The sequence below is a fragment of the Paenibacillus auburnensis genome (assembly GCF_927798115.1).
GTDB lineage: Bacteria > Bacillota > Bacilli > Paenibacillales > Paenibacillaceae > Paenibacillus_AQ > Paenibacillus_AQ auburnensis.
Window position 1 is genome coordinate 212,588 of record NZ_CAKMMG010000005.1, and the last position, 17,476, is coordinate 230,063.

At 50.0% G+C, this 17,476-nt stretch carries 15 protein-coding genes; 6 read left to right on the forward strand and 9 right to left on the reverse strand.

The genetic code is table 11. The annotated features are described in order from the left end of the window. Positions 1–75: 75 nt before the first annotated feature. On the reverse strand, positions 76–741 hold the full coding sequence (locus L6H70_RS18350; protein ID WP_236335459.1) for a succinate dehydrogenase cytochrome b558 subunit: 666 nt from the start codon (positions 739–741) through the stop codon (positions 76–78). A gap of 437 nt (positions 742–1,178) precedes the next feature. Here L6H70_RS18350 and L6H70_RS18355 point away from each other — a divergent pair, with 437 nt between their 5' ends. Further along, positions 1,179–2,078 carry a LysR family transcriptional regulator gene (locus L6H70_RS18355; protein ID WP_236335460.1) on the forward strand — a complete coding sequence of 300 codons (900 nt, stop codon included), beginning with the start codon at positions 1,179–1,181 and terminating at the stop codon, positions 2,076–2,078. Positions 2,079–2,187: 109 nt separating this feature from the next. Here L6H70_RS18355 and L6H70_RS18360 read toward each other — a convergent pair whose 3' ends face one another. From L6H70_RS18360 to L6H70_RS18380, 5 genes are all read right to left on the reverse strand, one after another. Beyond that, positions 2,188–3,834, reverse strand: coding sequence for a type 2 periplasmic-binding domain-containing protein (locus L6H70_RS18360; RefSeq protein ID WP_236335461.1), 1,647 nt, complete (start codon positions 3,832–3,834; stop codon positions 2,188–2,190). Between the two features lie 57 nt (positions 3,835–3,891). Then, positions 3,892–4,791: a carbohydrate ABC transporter permease gene (locus L6H70_RS18365; RefSeq protein WP_236335462.1), complete on the reverse strand. Its 900-nt coding sequence runs from the start codon at positions 4,789–4,791 to the stop codon at positions 3,892–3,894. A 15-nt stretch (positions 4,792–4,806) separates the two neighbouring features. Continuing rightward, positions 4,807–5,763 carry an ABC transporter permease gene (locus L6H70_RS18370; RefSeq protein ID WP_236335463.1) on the reverse strand — a complete coding sequence of 319 codons (957 nt, stop codon included), beginning with the start codon at positions 5,761–5,763 and terminating at the stop codon, positions 4,807–4,809. Between the two features lie 241 nt (positions 5,764–6,004). Then, positions 6,005–8,272 carry a helix-turn-helix domain-containing protein gene (locus tag L6H70_RS18375; protein ID WP_236335464.1) on the reverse strand — a complete coding sequence of 756 codons (2,268 nt, stop codon included), beginning with the start codon at positions 8,270–8,272 and terminating at the stop codon, positions 6,005–6,007. A 40-nt stretch (positions 8,273–8,312) separates the two neighbouring features. Continuing rightward, a complete protein-coding gene (locus tag L6H70_RS18380; protein WP_236335465.1) occupies positions 8,313–9,416 on the reverse strand; it encodes a rhamnogalacturonan acetylesterase in 1,104 nt (367 codons plus the stop codon). A gap of 388 nt (positions 9,417–9,804) precedes the next feature. Here L6H70_RS18380 and L6H70_RS18385 point away from each other — a divergent pair, with 388 nt between their 5' ends. Continuing rightward, positions 9,805–10,344 (forward strand): hypothetical protein, encoded by a 540-nt coding sequence (locus L6H70_RS18385; RefSeq protein WP_236335467.1) that lies wholly within the window; start codon positions 9,805–9,807, stop codon positions 10,342–10,344. A 40-nt stretch (positions 10,345–10,384) separates the two neighbouring features. Here L6H70_RS18385 and L6H70_RS18390 read toward each other — a convergent pair whose 3' ends face one another. Both L6H70_RS18390 and L6H70_RS18395 read right to left on the reverse strand, forming a co-directional pair. Then, positions 10,385–11,056 carry a potassium channel family protein gene (locus tag L6H70_RS18390; RefSeq protein ID WP_236335470.1) on the reverse strand — a complete coding sequence of 224 codons (672 nt, stop codon included), beginning with the start codon at positions 11,054–11,056 and terminating at the stop codon, positions 10,385–10,387. A 15-nt stretch (positions 11,057–11,071) separates the two neighbouring features. Further along, positions 11,072–12,430 carry a TrkH family potassium uptake protein gene (locus tag L6H70_RS18395; protein WP_236335471.1) on the reverse strand — a complete coding sequence of 453 codons (1,359 nt, stop codon included), beginning with the start codon at positions 12,428–12,430 and terminating at the stop codon, positions 11,072–11,074. A 233-nt stretch (positions 12,431–12,663) separates the two neighbouring features. On the opposite strand from L6H70_RS18395, the gene L6H70_RS18400 reads away from it, so the two are divergent. The 4 genes from L6H70_RS18400 to L6H70_RS18415 all read left to right on the forward strand — a co-directional run bounded on the left by L6H70_RS18400 (position 12,664) and on the right by L6H70_RS18415 (position 17,236). After that, on the forward strand, positions 12,664–13,059 hold the full coding sequence (locus L6H70_RS18400) for a GntR family transcriptional regulator (protein ID WP_236335473.1): 396 nt from the start codon (positions 12,664–12,666) through the stop codon (positions 13,057–13,059). After that, positions 13,046–13,774 carry an ABC transporter ATP-binding protein gene (locus tag L6H70_RS18405; RefSeq protein WP_236335475.1) on the forward strand — a complete coding sequence of 243 codons (729 nt, stop codon included), beginning with the start codon at positions 13,046–13,048 and terminating at the stop codon, positions 13,772–13,774. The genes L6H70_RS18400 and L6H70_RS18405 overlap by 14 nt, the downstream gene beginning before the upstream one ends. Further along, positions 13,771–15,339: an ABC transporter permease gene (locus tag L6H70_RS18410; RefSeq protein ID WP_236335476.1), complete on the forward strand. Its 1,569-nt coding sequence runs from the start codon at positions 13,771–13,773 to the stop codon at positions 15,337–15,339. Before L6H70_RS18405 ends, L6H70_RS18410 begins: the two co-directional genes overlap by 4 nt. A 169-nt stretch (positions 15,340–15,508) precedes the next feature. After that, positions 15,509–17,236: a CPBP family intramembrane glutamic endopeptidase gene (locus L6H70_RS18415; protein ID WP_236335477.1), complete on the forward strand. Its 1,728-nt coding sequence runs from the start codon at positions 15,509–15,511 to the stop codon at positions 17,234–17,236. Between the two features lie 41 nt (positions 17,237–17,277). On the opposite strand, the gene L6H70_RS18420 is transcribed toward L6H70_RS18415, so the two are convergent. Further along, entirely contained in the window at positions 17,278–17,427 is a 150-nt protein-coding gene (locus tag L6H70_RS18420) for a hypothetical protein (protein ID WP_236335478.1), read from the reverse strand. Between the last annotated feature and the right edge of the window lie 49 nt (positions 17,428–17,476).

A 17,476-nucleotide genomic window follows, 5' to 3' on the forward strand; every position in this document is an offset into this window, starting at 1 on the left:
TGTTTGCTGTGCAGTCCAGCTTCTAGATTGAATGCTGCGGCGGATAAGGGCAGCGTGTCAAATTCCACACCCCGCTTAAGAGAATGACCGGAGGATCTGTGCAGCAGAAGCTGCAGCCTGGAACTCGTTGTCACGGAACGTGAACAGCGACAGCAGGAACATGGAAGTAACAATTACGAAAAGGCCGAGACAGAGTACAGAGGACACTTTTTGCGAGCGTGGTCCGACGGTAACTCCCCAGCTGATCAGGAAAGACCAGAGGCCGTTGGAGAAATGGAAGCAGGCAGCCACAACACCGATTACATATACGGCTAGCAGCAGCGGCTGGGTTGCGATGTCATGCATTACGCCGCCAAGCTCTTCATGCTTTACATTCCCGACTGCCACCTGGACGCGGGTCTGGAACAGATGCCACACGATAAAGATGAAGGTAATAATACCGCTGATGCGCTGCAGCGTATAACGCCAGTTCCGTTCCAGGTTGAAGCGGTTCAGGTTCGGCTTGGATTGGTAGGCGATATACAGCCCGTAGACTCCATGGTATAGCAGTGGAAGCCAGATGCCGAACAATTCCAGGAAGAAGACCAGCGGCAGACTGTTCAGCCATAGCACACTGTCGGTGAAACCGGAAGCGCCACCCTCTACTGCCGCGAAATTCGTCATCATATGTTCGATGAAGAAGAATGCGAGCGGGATAACGCCGAGCAAGGAATGAATCTTTCTGGAATAAAATCCTCTCATGCAAAGTGTCCCCTTTCCAATTAAAACAGCGTTTTCATTAATGAGCATACACCGCCGGGAGTACAGTTGAAACAGGGGAACGAAGGCCGCAGAAGCTCGCCAAATCTTTATTTTCACCATTATCCATTGTTTTCCCGGACATTGCTCTATTATTCACAATATGTGAATATCTTGTGTCACTTTTCATGTTACTCCTTTTTCGCTTATAAGGGAATTGCAATCTAATTATTAAACGTTATACAATAATCGCATAAGAATATTTTTAATATGATAATAATTCTCATTTACAGCAAGCATTTCCCAACACAGCAGCCTTTTTTCTATATAGAGCAAACATTCTTTAGTGATTCGGCTATGCCTTTTATCACTTTCATCCATATCCCTTCAAGCGTAAAGTAGCAGCATTACTACAGACTTCCTCAAAGGAGAACTCCGTTATGTTTGATGATTTGGACATTTTCGCCGCGGTCGTGGAGCATTCCAGCCTCAACCGGGCATCGCGCCAGCTCAATCTGTCCCAGCCTGCCCTCTCCCGTAAAATCTCCAAGCTGGAGGAGCGCCTTGGCGTTTCGTTATTCAACCGCTTCGGCAAACGGCTGGAGCTGACTGAGGTGGGCCGCCTTACCTACACCTATGCCCTGGAGCAGCGGCAGCAGCGTTCCAAATTTCTTGAGGCCCTGTCCAAATTCAAGGAAGGCGAGCCGCAGCTCGTCACCCTGGGGGCCAGCCTGACGACGCTTCAGACAACATTGCCCCCGCTTGTAAATGCTTATATGAATAAATATCCGGCTGCGGAGCTAAAGCTGATCACCGGTAAAACGCATGAAATCGTCTCCGCCGTCAATGAGGGCAAATGCGATGTCGGCATCATCGCCTCCTCGATCCAGGAACCGGGCCTGCGCTGCATCCCCTTGTTCGAGGACCAGCTCAGGCTGGTCGTCTCCGAGCATCATCCCCTGACCTTAACCGCGAAGCTGACGATGGAGCATCTGTCCCGGCTGCCGATGATCCTCTTCTCCAAAGGCACCTGGTACCGCCGTATGACGGATGAGCTGTTCCAGCGCTGCGGGGTCGATCCGGACGTGCGGATGGAGATCGACTCCTTCGAAGCGATCGTCCGCCTGCTGCCGACGATCAAGGCTGCTGCGCTGCTGCCGAAGTCGTACCTTCGTCCGGAGCTGCTGAACGGCGGCGGGCTCGTCTCTCTGCACATCAAGGAGCTGGAGCAGACCCAGCGCACTACCTGCCTGATCTATCAGGGCAGCGGGGGGCTAAGTACAGCGGCACGCTGTCTCGTGCAGGTAACGGAGGAAGTATTCCTCGACGGACGCGAATAGTACACGTGAACAACACAATCCCCGGCAGGCCTCCATATATAAGATATGGATCGGCCCGCCGGGGATTGTTCTTCTGTGCGGTTATTCAGTTATTTCGGGCGAAGCGGAATTAACGGAACTTGCCTGCGTCAATGGCCGCCTGCTTCTCATCAAGGATTTCCTGATAACCCGCTTCCAGGTAAGTTTTCTTAGCTGCTTCATAGGTTGCATCAAACTCAGCTTCCGGAGCAAGTGCGATCTTCACGTACAATTCCTGGAACAGGGTATCCAGGTCTGTCTTATACTCGTTTACCTTATCAAGCACAACGGTGAACAGCGCATCAGGTGTACGGAATTCCGCAGTCTCATCATAATATTTCACCAAATCATCGGCGAGAGCCTCATAGCCGGCCGGTGCCCAGTTGCGGAGATTCGCCTTACGGGTTTTTGCTTCATCCTGATACTGTGCAATTTCAGTCACAAGGCCCCAATAGTCTTTGTTGTTGTTCTGTGACAGAACGGATTCGCCTTTATAATCCGGATTCTTCAGAGCGATACCTTCAGCATCAAGTGTGTAGTTCTCCCCTTCAATACCGTTCTGGAACTTGAACAGATTCTCCGGCTGGCTGAGCCATTCGAGATACATCCAGACTGCTGCACGTTCCTCAGGTGTAGATTCGTAGTTGATCCCCATGATGAAGCCAAACGGCCAGTAAGCGCGTCCCTGAGGCTTAAGGCCTTCCGGAACACCTGCAAATGGAGGAACTACTGCAAATTCAGCATCCGGGTTGTTCACAAGAGTAGCTGCAAAAACATCCGTATTGTTTGTCAGATAGAATCCGTAGCTTCCTGTCTTGCCGGCAACGAATTCAGATTTAACCTTATTCTCGTCATTACGCAGATAGAACTCTTTATCAATGAGGCCGTTATTGTATTGATAGTTCAGGTTACGCAGGTAGCGCTCGGTTTCAACGGTGGTCAAGTCACCAACGCTAAGATCGGAATAAAGTGCACGGTATTTCGCGTCAACCGGCCAATCGCGGAAGGCGTAGTTAAAGTTGAAGCTGTGTTGAATCAGGCTGCCGCCGGTTACACCGAGTCCGGCTTCCTTCCATTTCACCAGCATCTCATTGTATTTCTCAAGCGAAGTCAAGTCTTCAACCTTCATGCCCACCTTCTCAACCCAGTCCTTGCGGATAACGTTGACGAAGTTGTCGGCTTGAGGGCGTGCGGCAAAGAAGAAGATATTCTTGTCGTCAACAACACCATATTGCTTGATCGTCTCACCCATGTTTTTCCAGTAAGTCGGAGCATATTTCTCGATTTCAGCATAATCCAGCGGCTGCATAACATCCTCGCCGTAATAAGTAAGTGCCTGCGGCATATCGTAGTGGAAAATAATATCCGGAGCTTTATGCGACGCCAGCAGCTGCTCGAAATCAGTTACTTCACCCTTGCGGGTAATTGGCACATAATTGACTTGGATATTGTATTTGTCACCGAATTCCTTCTGAACCCAGCGGGTGTAATAGTTATCGCTTACATTCCAGCCCTCGAAAGCACGCTCATAGACCGGAATATCCAGACTGACCCTTTCCTTAAAGCCCTTTGAAAAGTCGTTAGAGCTTCCTTCACTCTGATTATTGGCGGCTGCAGTCTCAGCAGGCTTGTTAGACTCAGCATTCTTATTGTTGTTATTTCCCCCGGAGCATCCGGCCAGCATGCCGGCCGTCATGACAGTTGCCATCATTAACGAAACAAATCTTTTTTTGTTCATCGCAATTCCCCCAATTTTAATTTTCGGACTGTAGAATTACTATTCTGGAACATAAGATTACTCCTTGACTGCTCCGAGCATAACACCCTGAACGAAGTATTTCTGAACAAAGGGATACACGCAGAGAATAGGCAGAGTGGCAAATACAACGACTGATGCTTTTAGTACTTCGGGATTACTAAGCGATACCTGGGTTGCTTCCAATTGGAAGCTTTCACTTGCCTGAATGACCAGATAATACAGCTTGAGCTGCAGCGGCCGCAGGTCAGTTTCATGCTTAATGTAGAACAATGCATCCTGGTAAGCATTCCAGCGTCCAACCGCATAGAAGAGTGCCAGTGTCGCCATAATCGGTTTGGACAACGGGAGAACAATACTAATCAGGATTCGGAAATGCCCGGCACCGTCGATCCGCGCAGATTCTTCCAGACTTACGGGAATACTGCTCGTTAGAGAAGTCTTCATGATCAGCAGATTGAAGGCACTGAACGACAACGGTAAAACCAGTGACCATATCGTATCCATCAGTCCCAGATTGTTAATGTTCATGTAGTCCGGGATGATACCTCCACTAAAGTACATCGTGAACAGGAAGATGAAGGTGATTACTCTACGGCCTTTAAACTGTGTTCTGGACAGCGGGTACGCGGCGCAGATGGTCAGGACCATCCCCAGAATGGTGAATAATACGGTCACTATAACCGAGATGTACAGTGAACGAAGGATGCTGGCATCTGCAAATATTTTCTTGTACGCTTCTATGGTGATTCCCTCAGGCCAAAGAAAGACCTTGTTGGCAATGACAAATGAGTCAGAACTCAGGGATTTGGACACAACATGCAGAAACGGCAACAAGCACGCTAGTGAAGCAATAATTAGAACGAGGCGGATCAGCAATTCCCAGATGTCCAAACGCCCTTTACGTGGTGCGGCAGGGTTGCCGGTTGATGCTCTCATGGTTTCTCTCCTTTCTTATAATATTCCATCCTCGCCAAGCTTCTTAGCTACGCGGTCAGCCGTTATTACAAGGATAATACCGATGACGGACTGGAATAGCCCGAGCGCTGTCGCACGGCTGAAATTGCCGCTCTCGATCCCCCAACGGTACACCAGCACCGGTATGGTTGTTGTGAACTCCGTGGTGGCCTTGTTCTGCAGAGCGAAGATACGCTCGAATGAGCCCTCCATGACTTTCCCCAGGTTCATAATCAGCAAGGTTACAATGGTCGCACGAATGGAAGGAACGGTAATATTCCATACCTTTCTCCAGCGTCCTGCTCCATCGACGGTAGCTGCTTCATACATCTCCGGGTTAATTCCGCTCATGGCTGCCAAGTAGATAATGGTTCCCCATCCCATACTCTGCCACACACCGATTGCCAGATAGCTGATCAGCCAATGGGTGTCTTCCTGCAGGAACGGAATACGATTCCCGCCCATGAGTTCAATTAAATTGTTAACAACACCGCTTCCCTCACTTAGGAGCTGATAACCGATGGCCCCGATAATGACCCAGGAAAGGAAATGCGGCAAGTACAGCAGCGTCTGATTTACGCGTTTGAATCTTACACTTTTGACCTCATTCAGCAGGATCGCCAGCACAATCGGCATCGTAAAGCTGAAGCAGAGATCCAGAATGTTGAGCAGCAGCGTATTGCGGACGGCACGGGCAAAATCAGGTTTGGAGAAGATCTCCTGGAATATCTGAAACCCTACCCACTCACTGCCCCAAAAGCCCCTTGCAATTTTGTAGTCTTTAAAAGCGATTACAAGTCCGGTCATCGGCAGATATTTGAAAACGATTACAAAAGCCAGTGGAAATAATACGAGTAAATATAGCTGCCAGTCACGCTGCAAATAATACCCGATTCCCTGTTTCTTACTTAATAGAGCCGTATGATTTGTTTTTGAAGCGCTTGCAACTTTCAAAGTTTCACCTCCTACACCAAGTTATTACCTTGCCAGTCAGGTCAACCGGCTCGAGTTCTATGCTATTCCCTTTGCCCTGTTTTGAAAATCATGAGTATTGATGATCCCCATCAAATTTGATCGAAGCGCGGTTTTATCAGCTTCTGCAGCGTCATTATGATCAAATATGATAGGCATTCCCAAAAATAAAACGCTTTCATTTACACACAAAGGCCGCCGCCAAGCGGCCAAGAGGAAGCTCCTAGGAGCTTTTACTCTTGGCTGACTTGTAGCTGCTTGGCGGCATGCCCTCATATTTGCGGAAGAACCTGTTGAAGCTCTGGACATTGAAGTAACCAACCTCAGCGGCGATTTGCTTAATCGTCAATTCCGTATCCATCAGTAGCTCTTTGGCCTTCTCAATGCGTAGCTGGTTCACAAAATCTATCATGCTTTTTCCGGTTTGCTCATACACGATCTTGCGCATATAGGAGTAACTAATGCCGATTTCCTTCGCCATATCCTCGAATACAATTTCTTCACGGTAATTTCCCTTCAAATATTGAATGATCCGCTCTCCATGGTTGGTGTCATCGGTGCTTCGGTCCAGGCTCTGCACAATTTCACGGAAAAATTCATGCAAATACTCCTCCAGCTCATCAAGCGTATCCATCGCAGCCAGAATGGAGTAAATATTGCCTTTACCCATAATCATTCTTCCGGTGCCGATATGATTCTCACGGAGATGCTTGATGGTCGCACCGATCATTTGGTGATAGATGAACATGATATTGTCATAAGAAATATTCTCTTCTGAGCTAATCTGGCAGCGGATGATCTGAAGCTCTTTGATAATCCCGTCCAGATTGCCTGCATCCAGGAAGTTAAGAATCCGCCGTTCGCTGCTTTCGGAATCCATATATTTTCGGCTGTTCTCCTCTTCCTCCTGCCAGTACATGATGCTTCCGGCACCATTGATGATCCGTTGCTTAATCAGTTCCATCGCTTCAAACAACCGCTGGGTGACCATTTCAGGCGCATCAGCCAAATCGCTTACGCCTATCGTCACCGAATGTCCCAGCAGCTCTGATGACTGATCGCGGATCGTTTCCAGCGCCTGATGGATCTGGCCGCCGCATTGCTCGTGCTCATCCGGGCTAAAGTTCATTACAATAACTATACAGCCGTCGTTATGATAGACAGAGCGGGCCAGAATTCCCTCCGGAAAAAGACTTTCGTATTTCGTATTGAGCAGATACCGGTGGTAGCTGCGTGTCTCCACATTGGTATTGCCCACATATCGTCTATACTGGTCGATGGAGACAACGGCGATTCTGTAACATGCTTCCGGAAAAACCTCCGTGATCCGGGGCGTAATCTCCCCGCGCAAAAGACGGTGAACAGCAAGACTCCGGGTATCCTGTTCGCGTTCCTGCAGCAGTTGGAACAGACCCTCCTCTTCCTCCTGCATTCGTTTGAACGCCAGATCCAGGAAGGCTAGTTCATTCTTGTTGACCACACCCAGGTCACTTTTCGCCCGGATCGTCTGCACCAATTGCCGGAGCGGTCTGGACAACCATGTCGCCAGAAAGACAGCCAGTACAGTTCCCAGCAAAATAATAGCGCCGGTAAGTAAAATGATATTCCCCTGCATGTCACGGGATTTGGTCATCAGCTCATCCATGGAGCTCCAGCTTACATTCCACCACCCGGACACATCTGAGCGGCTCCACGCATAAACCATCCGTTTGCCGTCAAGCTCATGGAACGTATACCCTTCTTTCGCTTCCTCGGTCAGCATTTCCCGGAGAAAGGGCAGCTCAAAGCCGTCCGTAAGCAGCAGCGACTTGTCATTATAGGAAATCACTTTGCCGTCAGATGCCAGGAGCAGGGTGGTATTATCCCCCACCTCTGTAGCATGCAGGTAATTGCCGATCTGGCTCTCACGCATATTGACAACGATTAACCCGCGCGTGGTGGAAGAGAGACGGTTAAGGGGATATACATAAGACACCACATTGACGCCGGAGTCCAGCTTGCGGGGAACCCACACACCGCTGATCCCTCTCCGCCCTTCAAGGGCTTTTGTAGTCCAATCAAGTGACTCATAGTGCTCCAGCTTCGTGATACTGCTATCTGTAGAAATCACATAATCCGAGCCATCCAAGTGAAAATAAGAGGAGTATACACCGTCTACCCGGCGGTTCAAATTGAGCAGCTCTTTAAATACAGATAACGCCCGGCTCACGTTGTTGTAATTGGAGTTAAGCTCGCTGTACGTATCCACACTGCGGATAGGTTCAAAAATATTGGTTGCTGCCAGCCTCGATGTATCCTGCGCCAGATTAGCAAGGGCATTCTCATTTAATTTGCGGTTGGCATTCAGCCCGGCAAGTGTCGATTCCCCGATGGCTGCTTCGGAGTTCTCTATAATCTGTGATCCGCTGTACCAGGTCAGGATGGCTGTCGGAATGGCCATGATACAGAATAGAATCAATGCCAGCTGCAGCATCATCGGTATTTTTTTCATGTTTGATCCCCCTATGATCTCTATATAAGATTACGTTAGGCTATTTGAGAAACATGATCAGCTTTTGCAGGCCCAGCTCCCTTATTCCTTGAACGACTAATTCCGCAATCCGCAGACTGCCCCGCTCCTGAAAGTGGGTATTGTCAATAATACCGCCCGGATGGTTCATCCATTCTCCAGGGGCGCCCCAGAGGAAGATCGACTTAGTCTCTTCTGGCCCGGCCTCTTCAAATAAGTGTTTGCTCTTCCCGGCAAGATCTATGAGCGGGACCTCTTCTTCAGCTGCGAGCTGCCTTACAGCTTCCAGATAGTCGCCATGTGTATCCGTCAGCTGTCCGCCCGCATCATAATACCTCCGGTGTACAGAAGTTATTAGCACCGGAATAGCCTGTTTGGCGCGTGCTCCGGCAATATACTGGCGAAGATACTCCGGATAGGTTGTGTGCGGATCTGTATGACGGGCCTCGTCCCATTTTTGATCGTTATGTCCGAATTGGATAAATAAATAATCGCCTTCCTTGATTTCTTCCATGATCGTATCCAGACGTCCTTCTTCAATAAAACTCTTGGAGCTGCGCCCCCCGACGGCATGATTGGCAACGGCAACATCATGTTTGAAATAGAACTGCAGCATCTGACCCCAGCCGGAGAACGGAAATCCCTTCTCATCACCTGCCTCCGTCACCGTAGAATCACCCGCCAGAAAAAGCGTAATCTGTTCATCCGAACGCATGATTTCAAGCGCATTGATCCGGGGAGCCGCCCCGCCGAAGCGAAGCTTAATCTGACCCCCGCGGACATTCACACCAAACATCTGACGGGCGGTTTGTCCGGCAACGGTAGAGAAATTTTTCAGCACAAGCCTTTCTCCATTGGTTTTCAGCGTCGTGCAGGTGGGTGCCTCCTCATCTCCGATCAGAACCGAGACTATGTAATTCCCGTCCTCCACGTCCACCAGAAACGCTGTATCAAACGGAATGATGAAATCCCCGCTGAGCGGCTTCTTTCCACGGATATGCCCTGTAACGCGGGATGAGTCAACAAAGCCATACCCTTGCTCACTAGTATATGTATCAGATGAAGAAACCTTGGTATATCCTGCTGCTGCATCCCCGAAGGGTCCAAAATCAAAACGCAAAGTCATGTTTATTCCCCCTGTTAAGTAAAATACTGGTTTACAAGGCAACACAAAGCAGCATGAGGACTGTTTAGCCGGTAGAAATAGAAGCGCTTACAATAAGCGTTTACATAATTTCTTATCATGGTTACCCCGATTACTGTTATTTTATCATTTAAAGAAACGTTTTATATATATGTCTAGGAATTTTTTTAGAAAAAACAAAAAATTAATGACCTTATAAGCAGAAACCAGCGATGCTGATATTAAAACCATTGTAGTGAAGGCAGCGGTCATCTATTATTATAAATAACATATTTTCTATTATTTACAAGAAGAAGCCTCGTTCTGCACCGGCATGATTCAGGTTCAGGTTCGATGCTCATAATCACATCTCATCATAAGGAGTTTTAACGTGAAATCTTTCTATTTGCTCCTGATCGTGGCAGCCCTTCTTTTGACGGGGTGTACTATTACTTTTGATACCAAAAAGGATTCTGTAGACACACCACCATACACAGGAAAGGCGCTGCACCTGGCCGTTATCGGCGAAGCCCCGACCGTCAGAGAAGAGCAGGTGAGGTTCTCGGCAATTACTTTTGAGGACCTGCTGGACAGCCAATCCCTGAAAGCGGACTATGATGCTGTGTTCATTATGAAAGAGCATTTATCGGAAGCTGCGGAGGACAGGTACGCGGAGGTGTACAGAACCGCCGGCATCCCGTTCTTTTTTATCGAGTCGAAGAAATCCTATATACCGTTTATCCTTGAAGATGTTGATTATGAGGATATCAAAGACACTAATGACGGTATATACGCCACTGGATATTTTAACTCTGAGGGAAAATGGGAATTCTGGGGAACCGGACTATATAACGATAAAGTCAACAGCAGGAACATCCAATCCGCCTATTCGCTGGTATTCGAAACCATCCATAATTGGCCGCTAAAATAACAAAAGCCCGGACTGTTGTCCGGGCTTTGCCGTGTCTGTACTATGATTCCACATTCACAGCCTGATCCTCAAACTCTTCAATGCTCTCATTGGAGCCGATGACAACCATAATGTCTCCCTGGCTCACATGGTCATGGGCTGTAGGTGCAACGATAATCCCGTCCTTCCGGTTGAGGGCAATAATGCTGCAGCCGTACTTGCCGCGGGTATTCAGCTCTGAGAGGCTTTTTCCGTCCATGCAGGAGGGCACATTCAGCTCGACAATTTTGTAATCCTTAGAGATTTCGATGTAATCCAGCAAGTGAGGAGTCACCAGCTGATGCGCTACACGGATTCCCATATCCCGTTCAGGAAAAATAACCCGGTCCACGCCCAGCTTCGACAGCGCACGCCCGTGCAGGATCGAGATCGCCTTCGCCACTACCTGCTTGATTCCCAGTTCTTTCAGCAGAATTGCCGCCAAAATGCTCCGTTCCATATTGTCCCCGATGGCAACAATGCCACAGTCGAAATTGCGCACGCCCAGAGAACGCATAATGCCCTCATCCGTAGCATCAGCCATCACCGCGTGAGTCAGCTGACCGCTCATTTCCTCCACCCGCTCTTCCAAGTGGTCGATTCCGAGCACTTCATAACCCATAGCCATCAGCTCAAGCGCCAGACTTGATCCGAAGCGGCCAAGGCCGATCACCACAAACTGTTGTGCTTTCATAGTTTCATTAACCCCTTATCCAATTATCATTTTGCCTTCCGGATACTTATACAATGCTTTACCCTGTTTCGGGCCTAGTGCATAGGCCAGTGTCAACAGTCCCAAACGTCCGGCGAACATGGTCAGGCAGATCAGAATTTTGCCGGCCTCCGACAATTCCGGGGTCAGTCCCATACTGAGACCTACGGTAGCGAAGGCTGAAGTGGTCTCAAATAAAATCATCAGGAACGGCCGCCCCTCCGTCGTGGAGAGTACCATAGATACGGCAACAACGAGCAGCAGGGCAAGCAAGGTAATTGTCAGCGCCTTGAAGACGCGTTCCTGGGCCAGCCGATAGCGGAACAGCACAATGTCCTCACGTCCGCGCAGCATCGAGACAACCGCACCGATCATTAGTGTGAAGGTTGTTGTCTTGATCCCCCCGCCCGTAGAACCCGGCGAAGCGCCGATAAACATCAGAATCACCATAAAAAACTGCGTAGCCTGGCGAAGGCCGGCAATATCTACGGTATTGGCTCCTGCCGTACGCGGCGTTACCGATTGAAAGAATGCGGCCCATATTTTACTGCCGAGGTTAAGCTGGCCGAACGTATTCGGATTCGTGAACTCGAAAATAAAGATTACTACCGTTCCAATCAGAATCAGTGCTGCCGTCATCGACAGAACTACCTTGCTGTGGAGCATCAGCCTACGGCTTTTACGGTAATCAATCAGGTCGGCCATGACGATGAACCCGATGCCCCCGGAAATAATCAGGAACATGACGACAATATTGACTACAGGATCGCCGGCATATCCGGTCAGACTGCGGTAGTCTCCGAAGATGTCAAATCCGGCATTATTAAACATAGACACGGCATGAAAGACACCGAAATATAAAGCGCGTCCAACATTCATATCCGCCGCCCAGCGCAGCGACAGCAAAACCGCAGCGCTTGCTTCTATAACCAGTGAATACACCAGCACCTTGCGGATCAGCCGTACAATGCCCTCCATTGAGCTTTGATTCATAGCTTCCTGGAGGATCAGCCGGTCCCGCAGCGAAATTTTGCGTTTCAGCAGGAGTGCAAACAAAGTCGCCATCGTCATAAAGCCGAGGCCTCCGACCTGAATCAGCACCAGGATAACGATTTGTCCGAAAGTACTGAAATAGGTACCGGTATCCACCACGACAAGTCCGGTTACACAGGTCGCGGATGTTGCAGTGAAGAGCGCATCTATAAATCTTAGGGAATGACCAGATGCACTGGAATAGGGCAGCATTAACAGCAGTGTCCCGATCAGAATAGCCGTAGCAAAGCCAAGCACCAGAATTTGGGGCGGAGACAGCTTCAGGAATCTGAATTCCTTAAAATTGGGAATCGTTGAAGCCAAATTATTCATCCTCTCGCAAGTTTCTTGTCTGTATAAGCAAATGTAATATGGATCAGATAAACATACAAATTATAAACGTTATTGTCCAGCAGCACAAAGACTGATTTGCAGCTGTGAGGAATCTCTCTTGAAATTGTATGGTGGGTAATGGTACACTCCAGTCACAGATTGTATGGTGCCTATCCATACACACTACAACATGAAGCTAGTACTCCATTCGGAAGGAGCACCCTATGGATCAGCCCTATGAGCTTTTGCCGGAGCAGTTTCAAATCAATCCCTCGCTGCCGATCTATGAACAATTTGTAGAGGCCATTCAGAGGAGAATCATCAGTGGCCTCATTCCGCCCGGCTCGCGGCTGCCTTCAGTCAGAGATCTGGCTGCGGGGAGAGGTGTCAATCCTACTACCGCGGCCAGAACCTATCAGGAGCTGGAGCGTATGGGGCTGATCGTCACCTACCGCGGGCAGGGAACGTTTGTCACCAGGGAAGATGCTGTAATCGGCGAGGCACGCAAGGTTATCATGCGCAAGGCAATAAAGGAATTTAAAGCTGCAGCGGATACACTTGGCATCACCGCTGAGCAATTGCTGGAATTCGATAAGGAGGATTCAAATGACATCTTATAAGCTCAACACTGAAGCGGCAGAACCTGCGGCGGTAGAGTGCCGCGGCCTAAACCTTAAAATAAAGAAAAAAATCATTCTGGACGATATCAGCTTCGATATTCCGCAAGGCAGCCTGACCGGTCTGCTCGGACCTAACGGCGCAGGCAAGTCCTCCCTGCTGCGTATCATCTCCGGGCTGGCCTCTCCAGATGCCGGGGCGGTGCAAATTTTCGGTAAGCCTGCAGGTGTGAAGCAGCTCGGCAGCCTCTCGCTGCTACCCGACCGCAGCAGTCTCCCCGGCTGGCTGAGCGTTAAGGAATGGCTGGAATTTGCCTGCGGGATCTACCCGGACTGGGATCAGGCCAAAGCGCAGGAACTACAGCAGCAGCTATCCGTTTCCGGGGAGTCACTGATCTCGGCAATGTCCCGCGGGGAGGAAGCTCGGCTTCAGCTCCTGACCTGCCTGTCCCGCAAGGCTCCGCTGATTATTCTGGATGAACCATTCACCGGCGTTGATCTGATCTCCAGAGAACGGATCGCCTCGGCTGTAGTGGGCGAACTCGCTGACGGTGCGCGGACCTTCCTCATCGCGACCCATGATATCCGCGAAATGGAGCTGCTCTTCGACCGGCTGATTCTGATCGGCGATGGCAGGGTTCGCGGTATCGAGGATGTAGAACAGCTCCGCCGTTCCGGGAAATCGGTGGAATCACGTTACCGGGAAGTGTTCGCATGACCGGGCTGAAGACGCTTGTCCAGCTGGAATACAGCCGTTACAGCCTGTCCAGGCAGGGGAAGTATCGCCCTATAGTACTGGCCTTGTCACTTATCGTTCTGCTGCTGGCTGCCGGAGTCTTCCTACCGGGCCCAAGAGCATCGGAGCGTTCACCGTTTATTTATGCTGTTTTCCTGCTCTGGACAGCTGCTATTGCAATCTCTTCTCTTCATATGCTGATGTTCATGAACCAGAGCCACCGGGATTGGATGCTGTCTTTCCCGCATTCCAGACTGAAGCTGCTGTATGCCAAGGGAATCAGCCTTCTCCGCCATAACCTGAATCTCACGTTTCCCGTCCTGGCTGCCTCCGTTTCCCTCTACTTCATTTCTGTCCAGGCGGGCTGGTATCAGCCGCTGCCGGCTGGCGGTCTGCTGTACATGATTGCAGCTTACACCCTATTCATAATCGTCTCTCTGCCGGTAGCAGTTACCTTAGGGCTGGCGGTCAGCCTGCTTTTGCGGGCAGGCAAAACAGCACTGCTGCTGATGATGATCCCATACACTTTACTATGGATACTTCCGGCCATGATTGGCAGTATTCTAAGTATCAGCTACTCCGGCACGCAGTCTCTGAAGTTCACCGCTCCAGGTTATGTACTGTGTGCTGCACTCGCACTGTGTCTAATCGGTTGGCCGCTATGCTATCAGTTAATGCGGCTAATTGCCGCAAAAGGACTTAGCGTACCTAGCGGAACCGGCCGTTCTTCTGCCGCCCTCACTTCAGGCCGCCCGGGCTTCGCATCCAAACGGAGCAACCGGAGCAGCAGCCTTACCGGCCGAACTGCACCTTTTATTATCCTGTACCGGCTCTGTATCCGCCGGGTTCACCGGATAGAGAGGCATCCGGCTATAGTCATCCTCAAGCTGGCCCTTCCGTTCATCATTGCGGCTGCCGCATATTTTGGCTCCTCTTATGAAGCCGGGAGCTTGGCCATCGCAAGATCCCTCTTTATGCTGCCGGTTCTGTTCGGCAGTGTATGGATGATCAGCCGCAGCAGCATCGAACGCAAGCATCAGTCCTGGTGGCTGAGCTTCCCGCAGAGCCGGCTGGTTCTGCTGCTGTCCGGAGTTGCCATGGTTTGGGTCACGGCTATGCGGATCATTACCGTTCTGGCCGTCTCTGCTATTGCAGGGAGCATTACCGGACTGATTACCGGCAGAACCACCACTCAGGAGCTGTCCTACGCCCTGACCTGGCTGCTCTTTTCCTTCCTGCTCTTTACATTGTCACTGACCGTTATCCTCTGTCTGCTGCAGGCCGAATATTATCTGCTGAAATCACCAGCACTGACCATTCTGATGCTCCCTCTGGCACTGCTTGGGCCTTTGCACAGTATATTGATTAACAAATTTATGATCCCTGACAGCTTGCCCGGGGGAGCTCTGCCCGACTGGAGTCTGCTCGGCTGGATCTCGGTAATCGCTTTGCCCCTCGCGCTGTGCTGTCTTCCGGCGGGTGCCAAGTATTATCATCTCAGCTTAATGCAGCCAAAGAGTAAAGCCTCGCAAACAAAACAAGCATAAGCCTGGCCTCACTTACGTAAATGTAAAGGAAGAACAGGGAATTTTTTGTAACTCCCCGGCCCGTGCTATTATAATAAGTAAGGTGCGGGCACAACAGACATCCATTCCGCTCAGTTGCGGTACTTAAGGGGATGAAAATTCAGATTAATCCATTACTAGGAGGCGTTTCATGAATTCCGTCGGCCAGCCTTTACAGCAGCGGCCTCTTACCACCAGAGTCATTCTCGCGGGTGTGCTTGGTCTTATCGTATTCATTATGTTTCAGGTGGCCCCTCAGCTCCTCTCCGGTTCGGGCGAGGAAGATACTACCGTCATCAGCAAGACCGAGGCACGTACGAAAGCTGCCGCATTCGCAGCACAGCAGCTCGGCCATTCACAGACTGCCCAGGATGAATGGATGGTCAGCTACCAGACCGACTCCTCCTTTTACGGCTATATGTCCCGGGAGAAGCTTCTGGAGGACTATAGCAAAAAGAAGCTTGATCAACGGTATCCGTTCGATGTCTTTCATGCCGTGCTCTATACTTCCGGTACATCTGATCCGCTTCTTGCTGTTGATCTCAATATGTATACAGGCGAGGTTGCAGCCTTTGCACTGGGCGCGAATGCTAATTCCGGCGAGGGACTGAATTACGGAAGTATTCCCCCCGCAGGAACTTCGAAGGGAATATACCCTGAAGGCAGTGAAGACGGCGGCCTGACGCTGGAACAAAAAGAAAATCTGGCCCGCCCATGGCTTAAACTATGGGGAGCGAACCCGGCCAAGCTGCAGATTGAAGCTGATAACGCAGGCTACGGGCTTGTCTATTCGGACAGCTCGGTTAAAGTGGGCGAGTCACCGCTGAGTTATCAGTTTAGTTTTCTGGACGGGGATGTCTCCTACTTCAGAGCCGGCTTTACCGCTCCAGCCTGGCACGACACCTATGTAGAGGATCAGACCTCTCTGGCTAAAAAGCTGACCCTTTACGGGTATGGCCTGCCAACCCTGGCCCTGGGTATTCTCGCGCTAATCTTCAGTATCCTAAGAAGGGGACATACCTCTTTTGTACGGGGGATCTTTCTAAGCTCGGTGCATTTTGTGATCATGATGATCAGCACTTACAATATGCTGCCGGAATCAAGCGCCGACAACGCTGAGGCCCACATAACCGCAGTAGTCATGTTCATCATCTACGCTCTCTACAGCCTGCTGATGTCTTCACTGCTCTACTTCTCACTGGTTGGAGGCAACGGCCTGTGGCGTCAAGAGGAAGGCATGAATCCCTGGCCGCGTGCCAAAGAGCCCGGTTACGGCAAGTATGTGCTGGACAGTATTCGTGCCGGCTATGTATGGGCGCTAATTCTGCTGGGTGTGCAGACGGTTATGTTCATTATTCTATCGTATACCCTCCACAACTGGTCCACCACGGACGCCAGCCAGTCTCCTTATAATATGAGATATGCCTGGCTGCTACCGATCGTCGCCTGGCTTGCCGGTTTGTCCGAGGAGGCCGTCTACCGCCTGTTCGGCATCCGGATGCTCAAAAAGCTCGTCAAGAATACCTTTATCGCTTCACTGATCACCACCTTGATCTGGGCTTTCGGCCATACGCTGTATCCGATTTACCCGGTCAGCTCACGGCCGATAGAACTGACGGTCATTGGGCTACTGTTCAGTTATATCTTCCTCCGTTACGGCTTCATTGCCGTAATGTTCGCCCATGTCGTATTTGACAGCATCCTGATGGGCGCGACACTGATCTTCATGCAGGAGAGTGTAAATATCGGTGCCGGCATCGTCACGATCATCATGCCGTTTGTGGTCGGCTATATCGTGTACCGGTTTAATCCGCCGAACAAGTCAGGTCATCCGCAGCCAAAAGGGCCGGAGGAGCCGTTTCAGCCCTCAGGCATTTAAACTAACCACTCCGTAAGAGAAGACGACTTAGTCCTTATATTTCATAAAAAGGAGGTGTTCCGAGCGCTGCCATGCAGCCTGCGAAACACCTCCTTTTGTTTTCTTTTGAAGAACCGGTCAAAGATCACCAGTGCAACTACTATCGTAAATACCTGAATTAGAAACTGTGGAAGCAGAAAAATATAACCCATAAAGGACCCCCTATATAATATTAAATATTGTAATTATATAGTATTTATG

Excerpts from the sequence above, each read along its gene's own strand:
- L6H70_RS18350 (WP_236335459.1), bottom strand. The coding sequence starts at position 741 with ATGAGAGGATTTTATTCCAGAAAGATTCATTCCTTGCTCGGCGTTATC.
- L6H70_RS18355 (WP_236335460.1), top strand. The coding sequence starts at position 1,179 with ATGTTTGATGATTTGGACATTTTCGCCGCGGTCGTGGAGCATTCCAGC.
- L6H70_RS18360 (WP_236335461.1), bottom strand. The coding sequence starts at position 3,834 with ATGAACAAAAAAAGATTTGTTTCGTTAATGATGGCAACTGTCATGACG.
- L6H70_RS18365 (WP_236335462.1), bottom strand. The coding sequence starts at position 4,791 with ATGAGAGCATCAACCGGCAACCCTGCCGCACCACGTAAAGGGCGTTTG.
- L6H70_RS18375 (WP_236335464.1), bottom strand. The coding sequence starts at position 8,272 with ATGAAAAAAATACCGATGATGCTGCAGCTGGCATTGATTCTATTCTGT.
- L6H70_RS18380 (WP_236335465.1), bottom strand. The coding sequence starts at position 9,416 with ATGACTTTGCGTTTTGATTTTGGACCCTTCGGGGATGCAGCAGCAGGA.
- L6H70_RS18390 (WP_236335470.1), bottom strand. The coding sequence starts at position 11,056 with ATGAAAGCACAACAGTTTGTGGTGATCGGCCTTGGCCGCTTCGGATCA.
- L6H70_RS18400 (WP_236335473.1), top strand. The coding sequence starts at position 12,664 with ATGGATCAGCCCTATGAGCTTTTGCCGGAGCAGTTTCAAATCAATCCC.
- L6H70_RS18405 (WP_236335475.1), top strand. The coding sequence starts at position 13,046 with ATGACATCTTATAAGCTCAACACTGAAGCGGCAGAACCTGCGGCGGTA.
- L6H70_RS18410 (WP_236335476.1), top strand. The coding sequence starts at position 13,771 with ATGACCGGGCTGAAGACGCTTGTCCAGCTGGAATACAGCCGTTACAGC.
- L6H70_RS18415 (WP_236335477.1), top strand. The coding sequence starts at position 15,509 with ATGAATTCCGTCGGCCAGCCTTTACAGCAGCGGCCTCTTACCACCAGA.
- L6H70_RS18420 (WP_236335478.1), bottom strand. The coding sequence starts at position 17,427 with ATGGGTTATATTTTTCTGCTTCCACAGTTTCTAATTCAGGTATTTACG.